This window comes from Streptomyces sp. NPDC046465 (genome assembly GCF_040646035.1).
Lineage (GTDB): Bacteria > Actinomycetota > Actinomycetes > Streptomycetales > Streptomycetaceae > Streptomyces.
In genome coordinates this window covers 1-15,278 of the sequence record NZ_JBEYZK010000006.1, presented here as the reverse complement: position 1 = coordinate 15,278, position 15,278 = coordinate 1, and the positions used below count along the sequence as shown (strand labels likewise).

At 70.9% G+C, this 15,278-nt stretch carries 14 protein-coding genes; 4 read left to right on the top strand and 10 right to left on the bottom strand.

What is annotated here, in order from left to right; all coding sequences use genetic code 11:
* Positions 1-27: 27 nt before the first annotated feature.
* A complete protein-coding gene (locus ABZ953_RS10985; protein WP_361720255.1) occupies positions 28-684 on the bottom strand; it encodes an SUKH-4 family immunity protein in 657 nt (218 codons plus the stop codon).
* A gap of 143 nt (positions 685-827) precedes the next feature.
* Between ABZ953_RS10985 and ABZ953_RS10980 the strand changes: the two genes are divergently transcribed.
* Positions 828-1,484 (top strand): NAD(P)-binding domain-containing protein, encoded by a 657-nt coding sequence (locus ABZ953_RS10980; RefSeq protein ID WP_361720252.1) that lies wholly within the window; start codon positions 828-830, stop codon positions 1,482-1,484.
* 55 nt (positions 1,485-1,539) lie between these two features.
* Here the strand turns inward: ABZ953_RS10980 and ABZ953_RS10975 are convergent, their stop codons facing one another.
* The 7 genes from ABZ953_RS10975 to ABZ953_RS10945 form a co-directional block, all read right to left on the bottom strand.
* Positions 1,540-2,091, bottom strand: coding sequence for a glycoside hydrolase family 25 protein (locus tag ABZ953_RS10975; protein ID WP_361720249.1), 552 nt, complete (start codon positions 2,089-2,091; stop codon positions 1,540-1,542).
* 90 nt (positions 2,092-2,181) lie between these two features.
* Positions 2,182-3,384, bottom strand: a complete 1,203-nt coding sequence (locus ABZ953_RS10970) for a YncE family protein (protein WP_361720246.1) — start codon at positions 3,382-3,384, stop codon at positions 2,182-2,184.
* Positions 3,384-4,181, bottom strand: a complete 798-nt coding sequence (locus ABZ953_RS10965; protein ID WP_361720243.1) for a polysaccharide deacetylase family protein — start codon at positions 4,179-4,181, stop codon at positions 3,384-3,386. The genes ABZ953_RS10970 and ABZ953_RS10965 overlap by 1 nt, the downstream gene beginning before the upstream one ends.
* 417 nt (positions 4,182-4,598) lie before the next feature.
* Entirely contained in the window at positions 4,599-5,201 is a 603-nt protein-coding gene (locus ABZ953_RS10960; protein WP_361720240.1) for an ATP-binding protein, read from the bottom strand.
* 174 nt (positions 5,202-5,375) lie between these two features.
* The gene (locus ABZ953_RS10955; protein WP_361720237.1) at positions 5,376-6,143 is read right to left on the bottom strand and encodes an enoyl-CoA hydratase-related protein; all 768 of its coding nucleotides are present in this window, start codon (positions 6,141-6,143) and stop codon (positions 5,376-5,378) included.
* Between the two features lie 88 nt (positions 6,144-6,231).
* Positions 6,232-7,470 (bottom strand): Ig-like domain-containing protein, encoded by a 1,239-nt coding sequence (locus tag ABZ953_RS10950; RefSeq protein WP_361720234.1) that lies wholly within the window; start codon positions 7,468-7,470, stop codon positions 6,232-6,234.
* Between the two features lie 219 nt (positions 7,471-7,689).
* The gene (locus ABZ953_RS10945) at positions 7,690-8,901 is read right to left on the bottom strand and encodes an Ig-like domain-containing protein (RefSeq protein ID WP_361720231.1); all 1,212 of its coding nucleotides are present in this window, start codon (positions 8,899-8,901) and stop codon (positions 7,690-7,692) included.
* A 154-nt stretch (positions 8,902-9,055) separates the two neighbouring features.
* Here ABZ953_RS10945 and glgX point away from each other — a divergent pair, with 154 nt between their 5' ends.
* From glgX to ABZ953_RS10930, 3 genes are all read left to right on the top strand, one after another.
* Positions 9,056-11,371 carry a glycogen debranching protein GlgX gene (glgX, locus tag ABZ953_RS10940; protein ID WP_361720228.1) on the top strand — a complete coding sequence of 772 codons (2,316 nt, stop codon included), beginning with the start codon at positions 9,056-9,058 and terminating at the stop codon, positions 11,369-11,371.
* Between the two features lie 85 nt (positions 11,372-11,456).
* Complete coding sequence (locus ABZ953_RS10935; RefSeq protein WP_361720225.1) at positions 11,457-12,422, top strand: LysR family transcriptional regulator; 966 nt, start codon at positions 11,457-11,459, stop codon at positions 12,420-12,422.
* A gap of 132 nt (positions 12,423-12,554) precedes the next feature.
* The gene (locus tag ABZ953_RS10930; protein ID WP_361720222.1) at positions 12,555-13,943 is read left to right on the top strand and encodes a carbohydrate-binding protein; all 1,389 of its coding nucleotides are present in this window, start codon (positions 12,555-12,557) and stop codon (positions 13,941-13,943) included.
* 75 nt (positions 13,944-14,018) lie between these two features.
* Here the strand turns inward: ABZ953_RS10930 and ABZ953_RS10925 are convergent, their stop codons facing one another.
* Positions 14,019-14,651, bottom strand: a complete 633-nt coding sequence (locus ABZ953_RS10925; RefSeq protein ID WP_361720219.1) for a response regulator transcription factor — start codon at positions 14,649-14,651, stop codon at positions 14,019-14,021.
* Positions 14,641-15,278 (bottom strand): sensor histidine kinase (locus tag ABZ953_RS10920; protein WP_361720216.1); only part of this gene is annotated, 638 nt, incomplete at its 5' end. The genes ABZ953_RS10920 and ABZ953_RS10925, both read right to left, overlap by 11 nt.

The window sequence follows — 15,278 nt, the reverse complement described above, 5'->3', positions numbered from 1 at the left end:
CGGGCGTGAGGCGCATACGGACCGTGCTCACCGGTGGGGTGAGTGGGCTCCCGCGCTGTCGCCCCTGAAGCGCTGACCGGCGGCGATCTCGTCGCCGATCACCGACCAGACCGTGTCGTCGTCCTGGAAGGGGAAGGGGTCGATGTCACTCGTCTCCTGGCGGATGCGGTCGACCTCGCGGTCCAGGCGCTCGAAGTCGGCTTCCTCATCCGCTTCCTCGTCCGCTTCCCCGCTACTGAAGGTGAACTCCTCCAGCAGGCGTTGGAACCGGAGGGTGACCTGGATGAGGGAGGAGACGTCCGCGTGGAGTTGCCGCACGGTCTCCTCGTCGGCGTCGAAGGCGTGCACCGTGCCGGTAGCGGGGTCGAGGGCGAGGTGCGCGTTGAGCAGCCAGCCGATGACAGGCCACTCACCGGCACCTTCCGTGCCTTCCGTGCCTTCCGCGCCTGCCGCGGCGTCCTCGAAGTCCTCGATGTGGACGACGTCCCGGACGAGGGGCAGCCGATCGGAACCCCCGTCGACCTCACGCAGAAAGAGCGTCCCGGTGGGAGCGCCGACCGCCTGTAGGAGTCGGGCTCCCTCGGTGTCCGCGGCGGAGGGCGGGAAGGCGGTGGCGGGCAGGGTCGCGAGCCGGTCCTCGCCGAAGAGGTCGGCGAGTCCGCTGCGGGTGACGTCGAAAAGCACTGGTGGAACTCCGAACGAGGGGGTGGGTGGCACAGGCGTCGGGGGGACAGACGCGATTATGCCGACGAGGGGAATACCCCGAGCGAACCGGAGGTTGCCTCCGTTACCACTCGCCATTGGGGATCTCCGGAAGGACAGTCATCATGAAGATCGGCATCATCGGAGCGGGCAACATCGGCGGCAACCTCACCCGGCGGCTCACCGCGCTCGGTCACGACGTCGCCGTCGCCAACTCCCGCGGCCCGCACACCCTGACCGCGCTCGCCGAGGAGACCGGAGCGACGCCCGTCCCCGTCGAGGAGGCCGCCCGGAACGCACAGGTCGTCGTCGTGACGATCCCGCTCAAGGCCGTCCCCGACCTGCCCGCGGGCTTCCTCGACGGCGCCGCCGAGGACGTCGCGGTCATCGACACCGGCAACTACTACCCGCAGCGCGACGGCAGGATCGCCGAGATCGAGGAAGGTCTCACCGAGAGCCGCTGGACGGAGCGGCAGATCGGCCACCCCGTCATCAAGGCCTTCAACGGCACGTACGCCCAGGACATCCTGGACGCGCCGCGCCCCCAGGGCGACCCCGGCCGCCTGACCCTGCCGGTGTCCGGCGACGACGAGGTGGCCAAGAAGGCCGTACGGGACCTCATCGACCAGCTCGGCTTCGACACCATGGACAACGGCGGCCAGGACGAGTCCTGGCGCCAGCAGCCCGGCACCCCCGTCTACGGCAACAGGGGCGGCGTCGAGGAGATCCGCGAGGCCCTGGCGGCCGCGTCGCCGGAGCGCACGGCCGAGTGGCGCGCCTGACGCGCCTGACACCCGCCCCCGGCCGCCGCCCCGACCAGAACCTGGAACCTGGAACCTAAGGCGTGGCCCAGTCCCGCAGCTCGTCCTCGCTGTCGAACGCGGCCACGTTCTTGTCCAGCGGTGACGACGAGTGCTGATGGATCGTCCACTTCGCCTGGATGCGCGGCTTGCCCGCGCGCACGTAGTCGGCGATCCACAGCCCGTCGCCCGCGTACGAGGTCGTGTCGCGGTTGAGCCAGAAATCGCGATTGCAGTACAGCAGGACGCGGTGGTCGGGCCGCAACCGCTTCACCTCACGAATGAACCGGTCCTTCTCCGCGTTGGTGGCCGCCGTCCCGTCCCCCGTACGTTCCCAGTCCACCGCCAGCAGGTCCCCCGCCTTCTCGGGTGCCTTGCTCACGAAGTACGCCGCCTGGGCCGTGATGTTCCCCGGCCACAGGAAGTGGTAGTAGCCGACCACGCAGCCGCCGTCGCGGGCGCGCTTCGTCTGGGCGGACAGTTTCGGGTTGACATACGAACGACCCTCCGTCGCCTTTATGAAGACGAAGGAGAGGCCGTCCGTGTCGAAGGTCGTCTGGTGCGAACTGACGTCGATGCCACGGATCATGGGCGCCTCCGGAGATGGCGGGAGTCAGGTTCCTGAACTGCCCCTTTGGTGCCCGGTGTCAGCAACGGCCAACCGTCAACCGTCAATGGTTCAACGGAAGATCCCCGTGTGCCCCAGCGAGTAGCGGCCCGGCTGGGGGTAGACCGCGAGGCCGTGCGGGCCGCTGCCGACCGGGATGCGGGCCAGCTGGACCCCGGTGCGGGTGTCGATGGCGTACACCTCGGAGTCGTAACGTCCGGAGAGCCAGAGGGTGTTGCCGTCCGACGAGACGCCGCCCATGTCGGGGCTGCCGCCCTGCGGGAGCTTCCACTTCTTGGTGAGCTTGTTCTTGGGGAAGTCGAAGACGGAGATGGTGCCCTCGCCACGGTTGGAGATGTACATCTCCTTGGAGTCGCGGCTCACGTAGAGGCCGTGGCAGCCCTTGCCGGTGCGCAGCAGCTTCGGTTTCGTGAACTTCTTGCCGTCGAGGACCCACATGCCGTGCGCCATCATGTCGGCGATGTAGAAGGTCTTGCCGTCCGGGGACATCTTCACGTCCTGCGGCATGGCGCCCTTGAAGGGGATCTTCTGCTGGCCGACGACCTCCATCCGCTCCGTGTCGACCTTGAGGAGTTCGCCGGAGAACTCGCAGGACACGATGAAGTAGCGGCCGTCCATGGAGAAATCGGCGTGGTTGACGCCCGCGCAGGTCACCGGGACGGTCTTGACGCGGTTCATGGTCTTCGGGTCGCGGAAGACGAGCTCGCGGTCCATGGAGGCCATCACGATGGCGTGCTTGCCGTTCGGCGTGAAATAGAGGTTGTACGGGTCGGAGACCTCGACCGTGCGGCCGCTCTTGCCGGTGACGGGGTCGATGGCGGTGAGGCTGTCGCCGAGGTCGTTGTTGACCCAGAGCGTCTTCATGTCCCAGGAGGGGACGACGTGCTGGGGCTGGTTGCCGACCTTGATGGTCTTGACGACCTCGTACTTGTCGGGGTCGATGACCGACACGGTGTTGGAGTTGGTGTTGGGCACGTAGATGCGGTTGAGGAACTTCTTCACCACGGGCTGGAGGGCGTTCGGCCGGTCGGCGGCGTAGGCGTCCTTGGGGTCGAGGACGGGCGGCATGCCGGGCAGGCCGGGTGCCGTCTTCGGCTTGGCGGGCTTGCGCACGCCCTCGGTGCCGAGCGCTTCGTCGGCGTGCTGGTCACTCCCGCAGCCGGCGAGGACGGCGAGCACGGCACCGGCGGCGAGGGCGGCGGCGGTGCGCCTGGTGAGGCTGCGCCGCGGGGTGGGTTCCGGGTTCAGGGACATCAGGTCAGCAGCTCCGTGGTCGTGACCGCGCGCAGGCCGCGGCGTTCCAGTTCTGTCAGGACGGCGGGGAGCGCGGCGACCGTGTCCGCGTACCCGAAGTGGAGGCTCACCACGGACCCGGGGCGGATCTCGGCGGCGATCTTGCGGGTGACGGCCGGGGCGCCCGGCGAGGTGAAGTCGAGGGAGTCGACGTCGTACGAGAGGACGTGCGGGTAACCCGCCCGGCGGGCGAGACGTTCGACGAGGGGTGTCGCCGTCCGGGTGCGCGAGGGGCGGAACCAGGTGCCGATGGAGCCGGTGAGGCGGCGCAGGCGGTCCGCGCAGCCGGTGATCTCGGCGGTGGCCTCGGCTTCGGACATGGCGTTGATGTCCAGGTGGTGGTGGGTGTGGTTGCCCAGGTCGTGGCCGCCGTCGAGGATGCGGCGCGCCAGGTCGGGGTGGGCGTCGAGCCACGTGCCGACGGCGAGCACGGTGACCTTGGCGCCCGCTTTCTCCGCCTCGGTGAGCAGCGCCTTCGCGATGGCCGGATCGCCCTGGCCGTGGAAGGTGAGGGCGACCCGGGGGCGGGTGCGGGGGCCGTGGTCGAGCTGGGCGGGGTGGCCGGGGAAGCTGCGTGGGGCGGGGGCGGCGGCCAGGGCGGGGCGGGGGGCCTCGCCCGGGGGGCCGGGGGACCTGGACGCGGGTGGGCGGTCGGGGGCGGGGGCGGGGCCGGTCGCGGCGCACCCGGTGGTGAGCGCGCCCGCGGCGAGAAGGCCGACGCCCGCGCGCAGGGCTCTGCGGCGGTCGGTCTCGATCACCCGCCCATTTAATGGGTAAAACAGGTAAAAAATGCTGATTGCCCGCTTTGGCGCCGTTACGGGTCGGAGCTCCGGGCCCTCACCTTGCACTGGCGGGCCTTCGGTATCACCCCTCACAGCCGCCACTTAACCAGCGTTTACCAGGCAGGTGTCCCATCTCACCAAGGATTCACCTCTAAACTGTAGCTTTTTGCCCGCTATGTACGCATCTGGGCTTTTGGCTCGCCGACAGCCGTCTGTCATAGTCGGAGACACGACCCCCATTGACCCGGGCTCAGGTCGTCATCAGCGGCCGTGGATCACACCCCAAACATCCACGGCCCTTCACGAAGGCCCCCATCGCGCCGACCACGGCCGCCGGGGGCTTTCGCGTATCTGCGTCCTACCGCGTCCTACCGGCGCCACCCCGACGCCTTCTCAGCGGTCGGCGACCCGCATCTCGAACCACGTCGTCTTGCCGCGCGGCAGCAGGTCCACGCCCCACCGGTCGGACAGCTTGTCGACGAGGAACAGGCCGCGCCCGCTCAGGTCCATCTCGCGGACGGGCACCAGACAGGGCAGCCCGCGCGAGGGATCGCGGACCTCCACGCGGATCCAGCCCCGCCGCCGCTGCATGCGCAGGCCGAAGACGCGGGCGCCGGTGTGCCGGACGGCGTTCCCGACGAGTTCGGAGACGAGGAGGACGACATCCTCGGTGAGTTTCGGGGAGAGGCCCCAGTGGCGCAGGACGATGACCTGGGCGAGGCGGCGCGCGATGGCGGCGGACTCCGGGCGCGACGGCAGCGGAACCTCCGCATCCGTCGGATTACCGAACAACTCGAGCGCTTTGAGCGCGTGTTCGTCCTCTACCGCCGGCGACCAGCGTGCCGCGGTCGCACTGCCCTGCCGCCGCGGCCGTTCATGACCCTCCAGCCCCGCCATGCCACCATCATGGCCGCCCCGGGCGCCCTCCGTGGCCGTTCCGGCGGAATAAGCCCCCCGGAACCATCCATTCCGGGGGACCGTCTTGACATATGCCATTGGCAGTCCAGAGCCCTAAAAACGGCCCCGACCTGCGGTGACTTCCCGCTTACGGGTGATCACGCACCACCCCGGTCCAGCCGGACTTAAGGTTCTGTTAAGGCGTCCATAATCCGCCCCTTCGAGGGACGTGCTCACTGACGCACGTTCAACTGGGCCCCTTCAATGGCCAGTTCAGATGAACTTGGCCTTGCCCGGACCCTCCTCGACGAAGCTCCGCATGCCCCGCTGGCGGTCCTCCGTCGCGAACAGACCCGCGAACCACGTGCGTTCGATGGCGAGGCCCGTGTCGAGGTCGGTCTCCAGGCCCGCGTCGATCGACTCCTTGGCGGCGCGCAGCGCGATGGCCGGGCCCTGCGCGAGCCGCGCGGCCCACGCGTGCGCCTGCTCGTACACCTCGGCGGCGGGCACGACGCGGTCCACCAGGCCGATGGTGAGCGCCTCCTCGGCCTTCACGTGGCGGCCGGTGAAGATGAGGTCCTTGGCCTTGGACGGGCCGACGAGGCGGGCCAGGCGCTGGGTGCCGCCCGCGCCGGGGATGACGCCGAGCAGGATCTCCGGCTGGCCGAGCTTGGCGTTGTCGGCGGCGATGCGGAAGTCGGCGCAGAGGGCGAGCTCACAACCGCCGCCAAGGGCGTAGCCGTTGACGGCGGCGACGACGGGCTTGGGGATGCGGGCCACGGCCGTGAAGGACTCCTGGAGGGCGCCGGAGCGCACGACCATGGCCGCGTGGTCCATGGCCTGCATCTCCTTGATGTCCGCGCCCGCCGCGAACACCTTCTCGCCGCCGTAGATCACCACGGCGCGTACGTCGTCGCGCCGCGTCGCCTCCTCGGCGAGCTCCTTGAGGCGGTCCTGGGTGGCGATGTCCAGAGCGTTCATCGGGGGACGGTCGAGTCGGATCGTGCCGACGCCTGCGGCGACTTCGAGAGTTGCAGTCATGGCAGCAGGTTAACGGGGGCTAACGCACCGGGACCCGGTGCACTTGGTCACAGTGCGCCGGGTCCCGGGTACAGGGGTGGAGTGGGGCCTAGGCCTTCCACTCATCCCACGGCATGTTCCAGCCGTTGTAGCCGTTCTCCGGCTGGATCTTCTTGTCGGCGGAGTTCTTCACGACGACGAGGTCGCCGATCATCGAGTTCTCGAAGAACCAGCCCGCGGGCGTCTTCTTGCTGTAGCCGCCGCGCACGTCGCTCAGGCCTATGCAGCCGTGGCTGGCGTTGGTGTTGCCGAAGGCGCCGCCCGACCAGTAGTTGCCATGGATGAACGTGCCGGAGGTCGACAGGCGCATGGCGTGCGGTACGTCCTTGATGTCGTACTCGCCGCCGAAGCCGACGGTCTCGCCGTTCATCCGGGTCACCTGCAGCTTCTCGCTGATGACCATCTCACCGTTGTACGTGGTGGTGCCGGGGGCGCCCGCGGTGATCGGGATCTTCTTGACCTGCTTGCCGTCGCGGACGACCTTCATCTGGTGCGTCTTGACGTCGACGGTGGAGACCTGGCTGCGGCCGATCGTGAAGTTCACGGTCTTGACCTGCTTGCCGTAGACGCCCGGACGGCCCTCGACGCCGTCGAGGTTGAGCTTCACGGTGACCTTCGTGCCGGCCTTCCAGTACTTCTCCGGGCGGAAGTCCAGGCGGTCGTTGCCGAACCAGTGGCCCTCGACGGGCACGGACGGCTCGGTCTTGATCTCGATGGCCTTCTCGACGGCCTTCGGGTCGGTGATGCCCCGCGTGAAGTTCACCGAGAACGGCATCCCGACGCCGACCTTCGAGCCGTCCTCCGGGTTGAACTGGCCCATGAAGGTGTTCTTCGGAGTCAGCGTCGTGAAGGCGGTGTCCTTGGCGGACGCCCGGCCGTCGGAGTCCTTCGCCACCGCGTGGACCTTGTACTTCGTGGCGGCCGCGAGGTGGTGTGCGGGCTTCCAGCCCGCTCCGTCCGGGGTGATCTTCCCCGGGACCGGATTGCCCTTGCTGTCCTCGACCCTGACCTCGGAAAGCTTGCCCTTCGCGGCGCCTATCTTCAGCGCGCCGTTGGTGGCCACCGAGTCCGCGCCGTCCTTGGGGGCTATCGTCACGACGGCCGCGGAGGGGGCGTTCTTGCCCGCCTCGCCCTTGCCGTCACCGCCGGAGTCCGAGTCGCCCCCGCCGCATGCCGCGACGAACAGGAGCGCCGCCCCCGACGCCACCGCCGTCAGTCCTCTGGCGCCCCGCCGCCGTACGCGAATCCGCGCACCAACCGACGTCCCCGATATCGGTCGCCCGTTCAAGATGATGTCTCCCCTCGCCAGGCCTGATCCAGGCCCGCACCCCAGTGCACCTGCGCGTTTCGGACACGCGCAATCGTTAGATAACCACACGGCTCCTGGCGATGACTCCCCGCCAATGTCACCGTTCCGTTCCAACTGCCGAGGGGGTACGGGCGGACCATGATCACTGGGTGGTCCCCGGCCGGTCACCCGGGGATCACCTCGCGATCACCCGGCGGTTCAGCCGTTCTTCACCCAGTCCTTCCACTCCATGTTCCAGCCGCCGAGGCCGTTGTCGGGGGCGACTTTCTTGTCATTGCTGTTGACCACTTCGACGACGTCCCCGATGAGGCTCCGGTCGAAGAACCAGCCCGCGGGCGTCTTCGAGCTGCCGCCCTTCACGTCGCGCAGGCCCACACAGCCGTGGCTGACATTCGTGTTGCCAGGGGAGTCCGGGGACCAGTAATTGCCGTGCAGGAAGGTGCCGGAGTTCGTCAGGCGCATCGCGTGCGGCACGTCGGGGATGTCGTACTCGCCGCCGAAGCCGACGGTGCGGCTGTTCATGCGGGTCACCTCCAGCATCTCCGTCACCACCATCTTCCCGTTGTACGTGGTGGTCTTGGGGGCTCCCGCGGTGATCGGGACGGTGGAGAGGACCTCGCCGTCGCGGCGTACCTCCATGGTGTGGTCCGCGGCGTCGACCAGCGAGGTCTGGCTGCGGCCGACCGTGAACGTGAAGCTCTTGTCCTGCAGGCCGTACACCCCGGGTGCGGCCTGGACGTCGCGCAGCCGCAGGCCGACGGTGACCTCGGTGCCGGGCTTCCAGTACTTCTCGGGGCGGAAGTCGACGCGAGTATCGCCGAACCAGTGCGGGCGGATGTCGACCGCGGGGTGCGCGCTGACGTGGATGGCGCGCTGCACGGCCTCGCGGTTCTCGACCTCCCGGTTGAACTCCAGGGAGACGATCATCCCGGTGCCGACCGTGGAGCGGTTCTCCGGCGTGACGTACCCGGTGAAGCGCTCGTCGGGGACGTACGTACGGAAGGTGGTGTGCCGGGCCGTGCGGTGGCCGTGGCCGTCCAGGGCGACGGCGTCGACCTTGTAGGCGGCGGCGAGGGCCAGCGGCCCGTCGTCGAGGGGCCGCCAGGTGGTGCCGTCCTCGTCGATCCGCCCCGGCACGTCGAACTTCTGCGCGTCCTGCGTCCGGACGACCTTCACCGACTCCAGGCGACCGCCGGGAACCTTGACCTCGATGCGTTCGTCCGCCTTGATCCCCTTGCTGTCGTCACCGGGCGTCACCCGGATCGCGTCCGCGGGCGAGCGCGGCTTCCCCATGATTCCGTCGAGCCTGTCGGCGGAGCAGCCGGACGCCCCGGCCAGCAGGCCCGCCCATGTCACCGCCGCGGCCAGCGCGGCCCCTGCGCGCCGTGCGCGCCTCGCAACCTGTCTCACGTGGGTCCCAACGACCGTCCCCCTGCCGGGGAAACGTGAGTGCGACGCGCACGGTGGGCAGAACAGTGGGGAGGACGACGCATGGGGAGCCGCGGCCGGGACGCCGCACGCCCTTCTTCGCGCGTCGGCCGCCGGAGCCGCGGGAGGCGAGCAGGTGTCGAGCGCACCCGAACCAGGGGCAGTGCAGGAAGCGCGGGCGACGGGGCCGGGCACGACCGAGCGGCCCGCCCCCACAGTGAACGGGAGCAGGAGCAGGCGGGGCGCCCCGCCGCGCGCCGCTCCGACGCGACCGGTCTGGCCGGGGGCCCCGACGCCGCTCGGCGCCCGGTTCCGGGTGGGGCCCGACGGGGTCGCGGGCACCAACTTCGCGCTGTGGGCGGGCGGTGCGGAGGCGGTGGAGCTGTGCCTGTTCGACACCGACGGGGTCAGGGCCGTCGAGACGCGCTGCCCGCTGACCGAGCTGACGCACGAAATCTGGCACGGCTTCGTGCCGGGCGTCCGCCCCGGACAGCGGTACGGCTACCGCGTGCACGGCCGCTGGGACCCCTGGACGGGCGCCCGCTGGAACCCGGCGAAGCTGCTCCTCGATCCCTACGCGCGCGCGGTCGACGGCAGGCCGGGCAACGACTACGGGCGGCTGCCCCCCGAGGTGTACGGGCACGTGCGCGACTGGCCCCAGCAGCATGTGGCGGACACGGTCCGCGACGAGCGGGACTCGGCGCCGTACGTGCCCAAGGGCGTCGTCGTGCACGACGACGCGCCGGACGACGAGTGGACGGACGACCGGCGGCCCAAGACGCCGTGGGCGGACTCGGTCATCTACGAACTGCACGTGCGCGGCTTCACCAAGCTGCATCCGGGGGTTCCCGAGGAACTGCGCGGTACGTACGCGGGGTTGGCGCACCCGGCCGCGCTCGACCATCTCGTACGCCTCGGGGTGACGGCGGTGGAGCTGCTTCCGGTGCACCAGTTCGCGCACGAGGACCATCTGCTGCGCCGGGGCCTGCGCAACTACTGGGGCTACAACTCGATCGGCTACTTCGCCCCGCACGCGGCGTACGCGGCGTCCGGCACCACGGGCCAGCAGGTCGGCGAGTTCAAGCGGATGGTACGGGCGCTGCACGAGGCGGGCATCGAGGTCATCCTGGACGTGGTCTACAACCACACGGCGGAGGCCGGGGAGCTCGGCCCGATGCTGTCCCTGAAGGGCATCGACAACCGCGGCTACTACCGGCTGCGGCAGGGCGAGGCGCGGCGGTACGCGGACTACACGGGCTGCGGGAACACGTTGCAGGTCGTCCAGCCGCACGTGCTCCGCCTCATCACGGACTCCCTGCGGTACTGGGTGTCGGAGATGGGTGTGGACGGTTTCCGCTTCGACCTGGCGGCGGCGCTCGCGCGCTCCTTCCACGACGTCGACATGCTCTCGCCGTTCCTCGCGGTGATCGCGCAGGACCCCGTCCTGCGGCGCGTGAAGCTGATCGCCGAGCCGTGGGACGTGGGGTCGGGCGGCTATCAGGTGGGGGCCTTCCCGCCGCTGTGGACGGAGTGGAACGACCGGTACCGGGGGGCGGTGCGGGACTTCTGGCGGGGTGCGCTGCCGGACGTACGCGATCTGGGGTACCGGCTCTCGGGGTCGAGCGACCTGTACGCGTGGGGCGGGCGCAGGCCGTACGCGTCGGTGAACTTCGTGACGGCGCACGACGGCTTCACCCTGCGGGACCTGGTCAGTTACGAGCGCAAGCACAACGAGGCCAACGGCGAGGGCAACCGGGACGGCTCCGACGACAACCGGGCCTGGAACTGCGGCGCCGAGGGCGAGAGCGACGACGCGGACGTCACGGCGCTGCGGCGCAGGCAGCTGCGCAATCTGCTGACGACGCTGCTGCTCTCCACCGGTGTGCCGATGCTGGTCGCGGGCGACGAGATGGGCCGTACGCAGCGCGGCTCCAACAACGCGTACTGCCAGGACAACGAGATCAGCTGGGTCGACTGGGGGCTTCGGGACGAGCCGGGATGGCGGGAGCTGTACGCGCTCACCGCCCGGCTCATCGCGCTGCGGCACCGCCATCCGGTGCTGCGCAGACGGGCGTTCTTCTCCGGCCGGGCGCACTCCGCGGACGGGCTGCGGGACCTGGCCTGGTTCACGGCGGGCGGCACGGAGATGACGGAGGCCGACTGGTACGCGCCGACGGCGACGCTCGGCATGTATTTGTCGGGGCGCGACATACCGGGCCGTGACGTCCGGGGCGCGCCGATCGTCGACGACAGTTTCCTCGCGGTCCTGCACGCAGCGGCGGAGCCGACGGCGTTCGTGCTGCCGGGGCCGCCGTGGGCCGATGCGTACGAGGTCGTGGTGGACACCTCGGCGGAGGAGCAGGCCGTGCCGCCCGGGGCCGTGCACCGGGCGGGGGACGAGCTGACGGTGGCGGGGAGGTCGGTGGTGCTGCTGCGGGTCGTCGGCGGCTGACGGTGGCCCCGGCGGGGCCGCAATGATCAGTTCTGGTCTGTACCTGAGTCTTGCCCCGGCCCCGGGGGCGCACCAAGCTCACTTCATGGACCTGGAGTTGCGGCACCTGAAGACGATCCGGGCGATCGCCGACGCGGGCAGCCTGACCAAGGCCGCCACCGCGCTCGGGCTCGCCCAGCCCGCGCTGAGCGCGCAGTTGAAGCGGATCGAGCGCACCCTGGGCGGCGAGCTCTTCGAGCGTGGGCGGCACGGTGTGCGGGCCACCGCGCTCGGCGAGTTCGTGCTGGCCCGCGCCCGGGTCGTACTGCCCGCGGTCACCGGCCTCCGGGAAGAGGCGCAGCGGTTCGCGCGGACCTGGGAGGGCGGCGCGGGGTTCCGGCTCGGCGGCATCCACGGGCCGCTGCTCGGCGCCCTGGTGGACCGGCTCGCCGCGGCGTACCCGGGGGTGCCCGTGACGACCCACACCTCCTGGTCCGAGCGGGAGATCGCGGCCCGTACGGCGGCGGGCCGCCTGGACTTCGCGCTGGTGGGGACGTGCGGGGCGAGCGCGCCGCCCGAGGACGAGCTCCTGGTCTGGCGCGAGGTGGCCCGCGATCCCGTCTTCGTCATGCTGCCGACCGGCCACCCGCTTGCGGGACGGCAGGAGATCGATCTCGCGCTGCTCGCGGACGCGGCGTGGACGGACGTGCCGGGCGACGGCTGTTTCGCGGACTGCTTCTCCGCGGCGTGCGCGCGTGCGGGGTTCACGCCCTCGCGCGTGTACGAGACGGATGTGGCGTCGTGCGTGCATCTGGTGCAGGTGGGGCGGGCGGTGGGTCTGTGCCGGGCGACGTTCCCGCCGACGCCGGGCCTGGTGACCAGGCCGCTGGCGGGGGCGCCGCTGTACTGGCGGCATCTGCTCGGCTGGCATCCGGCGGCGCCGGCCCACGACACCGCGGCCGCCGTCTTCGCGCAGACCCGCGCCGCGCACGCGGAGGCGGCGGCGCGCAGCGAGAGCTACACGGCGTGGCTCTCGGCGCCTTCCATAACGCCGGGGTCGGGGATCGACTGACATCTGCTGGCGGGCAGTTGAGGCTTCTACGGTGTGGGGCGTTCCCTCCCCCTCGTCTCCCCATCTCCCCATCCCCCCGCCTCCCTCATCTCCCATCTCCCCGCCTTCCCCGGTACACCGAGGAGACCTCGTATGCTCCCCACCCATCACCGACGCGTCACCGCGGCGTGTGCCGCGGTGGCCGCGGCCGGTGCGCTGGTCCTCGCCGGTCTGCCCGGCTCCGCCTCCGCACAGGCCGACCCCGCCACCGCCCCGTCCCGCTCTGCCGCCCCGTCCCACTCCGCCGCCGAGAGCGCCGCCGTCGGCAGGACCTCTCCGGAAATCCTGCGGGCCATGCGGCGCGACCTCGGCCTCACGACGGCGCAGGCCAGGACTCGTCTGGTCAACGAGGCCGAGGCCGGCGCCGTCGCGGGGGCCCTGCGCAACGCGCTCGGCCGCGACTTCGCGGGCGCCTGGGTGCGCGGCGCCACCTCCGCGACGCTCACCGTGGCGACCACCGACGCCGCCGACGTGCCCGCGATCGAGGCGCGGGGCGCACGGGCCGAGGTGGTCGGGCACTCCGTCCGCCGACTCGACGCGGCCAAGGCCCGGCTGGACCGGGCGGCCCACAAGGCCAAGACGCGTGACGCGCCGGTCTGGTACGTCGACGTGCGCTCCAACGCGGTCGTGGTGCGGGCCGTGCACGCCTCGGCGGCGACGTCCCTCGTCTCCGCGGCGGGCGTGGACACCTCCCTCGTACGCGTCGTTCGGACCACGGAGCGGCCACGGCCGCTGTACGACCTGGTGGGCGGCGAGGCGTACTACATGGGAGGCCGCTGCTCCATCGGCTTCCCGATCACCAAGGGCAGCCAGCAGGGGTTCGCGACGGCGGGCCACTGCGGGCGCGCGGGCACCGCGACCAGCGGCTACAACCAGGTGGCCCAGGGCACGTTCCAGGCATCCATCTTCCCCGGCAGGGACATGGCCTGGGTCGCCACCAACTCCCAGTGGACCGCCACCCCGTACGTGAAGGGCCAGGGCGGGCAGCGGGTCGGCGTCGAGGGCTCCACACAGTCCCCGGTGGGTGCGTCGATCTGCCGTTCCGGCTCCACTACGGGGTGGCACTGCGGCACCATCTCGCAGCACAACACCAGCGTCACCTATCCCGAGGGCACCATCAGCGGCGTGACGCGGACGACCGTCTGCGCGGAGCCCGGCGACTCGGGCGGCTCCTTCATATCCGGGAGCCAGGCGCAGGGCGTCACCTCGGGCGGCTCGGGGAACTGCTCCAGCGGCGGCACGACGTTCCACCAGCCGATCAATCCGCTGCTCCAGCAGTACGAGCTGACGCTGAAGACCACGGGGGGCGGTGACCCCGGCCCCGGTGATCCCGATCCTGGCGGCACCTGGGCGGCGGGCAAGGTCTACGCCGCGGGTGACACGGTGACGTACGGCGGCGCCACGTATCGCTGCCTGCAGGGGCACCAGGCTCAGCCGGGCTGGGAGCCGCCTAACACGCCCGCGTTGTGGGAAGCGGTCTGATCGGTCGCCTGGTGGCTGCGGGCCGTGTGTGGCTGGTCGCGCAGTTCCCCGCGCCCCTTTCGGGGCACTCCCACCTCAGCCGAGAATTCCGCGGCTGTACGCCGTCGCCACCGCCGCCGCGCGGTCCTTGACGCCCAATTTGCCGTAGATATGGGTGAGATGCGTCTTGACCGTGGCCTCACTGATGAAGAGTTCCGCTGCGATGGCGCGGTTCGACGTGCCCTTGGCGACGAGTGCGAGCACCTCTCTCTCGCGGGTGCTCAGCGGTTCGTTGCCGGGGGCACGCACGCGTGAGACGAGGCGGGACGCGACGGCGGGCGAGAGAACCGTGCGCCCTTCGGCCGCCGCGCGCACGGCGGTGAACAGCTCGTCGCGCGGGGCGTCCTTGAGCAGATAGCCGGTCGCGCCCGCCTCGATCGCGGGGAGCGTGTCGGAGTCCGTGTCGTACGTGGTGAGGACCAGGACGCGGGAGCGGGCGCCGCGGCGGGTGAGCTCGGTGATCGCGTCGACGCCGTTGCCACCCGGCATGCGCAGGTCCATCAGGATGACGTCCGGGTCGAGCTCGGTGGCGAGGGCCACGGCCGCCACGCCGTTCGACGCCTCGCCGAGGACCTCGAAGCCGGGGGCGGACCGGAACATGCCGCGCAGGCCGTCGCGGACAACGGGGTGGTCGTCGACGACGAGGAGAGTGATCACTTCAGTGCTCATGGCGCACCAACGGTACGCGAGCCGACACCGCGGTGCCGCCGCCCGGTTCCGACTCCACGGTGAGCGCTCCCGCGATGCGTTCCGCGCGGGCCCGCATGCCGTCGAGGCCGAAGCCGCCGGACCCGGTGCGCGCCACCGTGGCGAGCGGGTCGAAGCCGCGGCCGTCGTCGCGGACGTCCAGGCTGACCTCGTCGCCCATGAAGGACAGGGTCACTCCGAGGCGGGTCGCGGCGGCGTGCCTCGCGGCGTTGGACAGAGCCTCCTGGACGATGCGCAGGAGGGTCGCCTCGATCTCGTCGTGGAGGTGTTCGGCGGTGCCGGTGAGCGTGAAGTCGGCGCGTACGCCGGTGCGTTCAGCCCACTCGGCGACGGTCTTCTTGAGCGCTTCGGGGAGCCGGTCGTTCTCCAGGGGCGCGGGCGACAGGTTGTGCACGGAGCGGCGGGCCTCGCCCAGGCTGTGCCGGGCGAGGTCGGCGGCCCGGTCCAGGTGTTCGCGGGCCAGCTCCTCGGGGGGGGGGGGCGCGGCGCCCGGGGGGGGTGGGTGCGGGCGAGGGTTTCGAGGCCGGTGGCGGTGGCGGGTCTCGCGCTCGCGCTGACGGTGCTCGACACGTACGCGGTACGTCATCT

What these genes read in the sequence shown, in the direction of transcription:
- ABZ953_RS10980 (WP_361720252.1), top strand. Translation starts at nt 828, where the DNA reads ATGAAGATCGGCATCATCGGAGCGGGCAACATCGGCGGCAACCTCACC.
- ABZ953_RS10975 (WP_361720249.1), bottom strand. Translation starts at nt 2,091, where the DNA reads ATGATCCGTGGCATCGACGTCAGTTCGCACCAGACGACCTTCGACACG.
- ABZ953_RS10970 (WP_361720246.1), bottom strand. Translation starts at nt 3,384, where the DNA reads ATGTCCCTGAACCCGGAACCCACCCCGCGGCGCAGCCTCACCAGGCGC.
- ABZ953_RS10960 (WP_361720240.1), bottom strand. Translation starts at nt 5,201, where the DNA reads ATGGCATATGTCAAGACGGTCCCCCGGAATGGATGGTTCCGGGGGGCT.
- ABZ953_RS10955 (WP_361720237.1), bottom strand. Translation starts at nt 6,143, where the DNA reads ATGACTGCAACTCTCGAAGTCGCCGCAGGCGTCGGCACGATCCGACTC.
- ABZ953_RS10935 (WP_361720225.1), top strand. Translation starts at nt 11,457, where the DNA reads ATGGACCTGGAGTTGCGGCACCTGAAGACGATCCGGGCGATCGCCGAC.
- ABZ953_RS10930 (WP_361720222.1), top strand. Translation starts at nt 12,555, where the DNA reads ATGCTCCCCACCCATCACCGACGCGTCACCGCGGCGTGTGCCGCGGTG.
- ABZ953_RS10925 (WP_361720219.1), bottom strand. Translation starts at nt 14,651, where the DNA reads ATGAGCACTGAAGTGATCACTCTCCTCGTCGTCGACGACCACCCCGTT.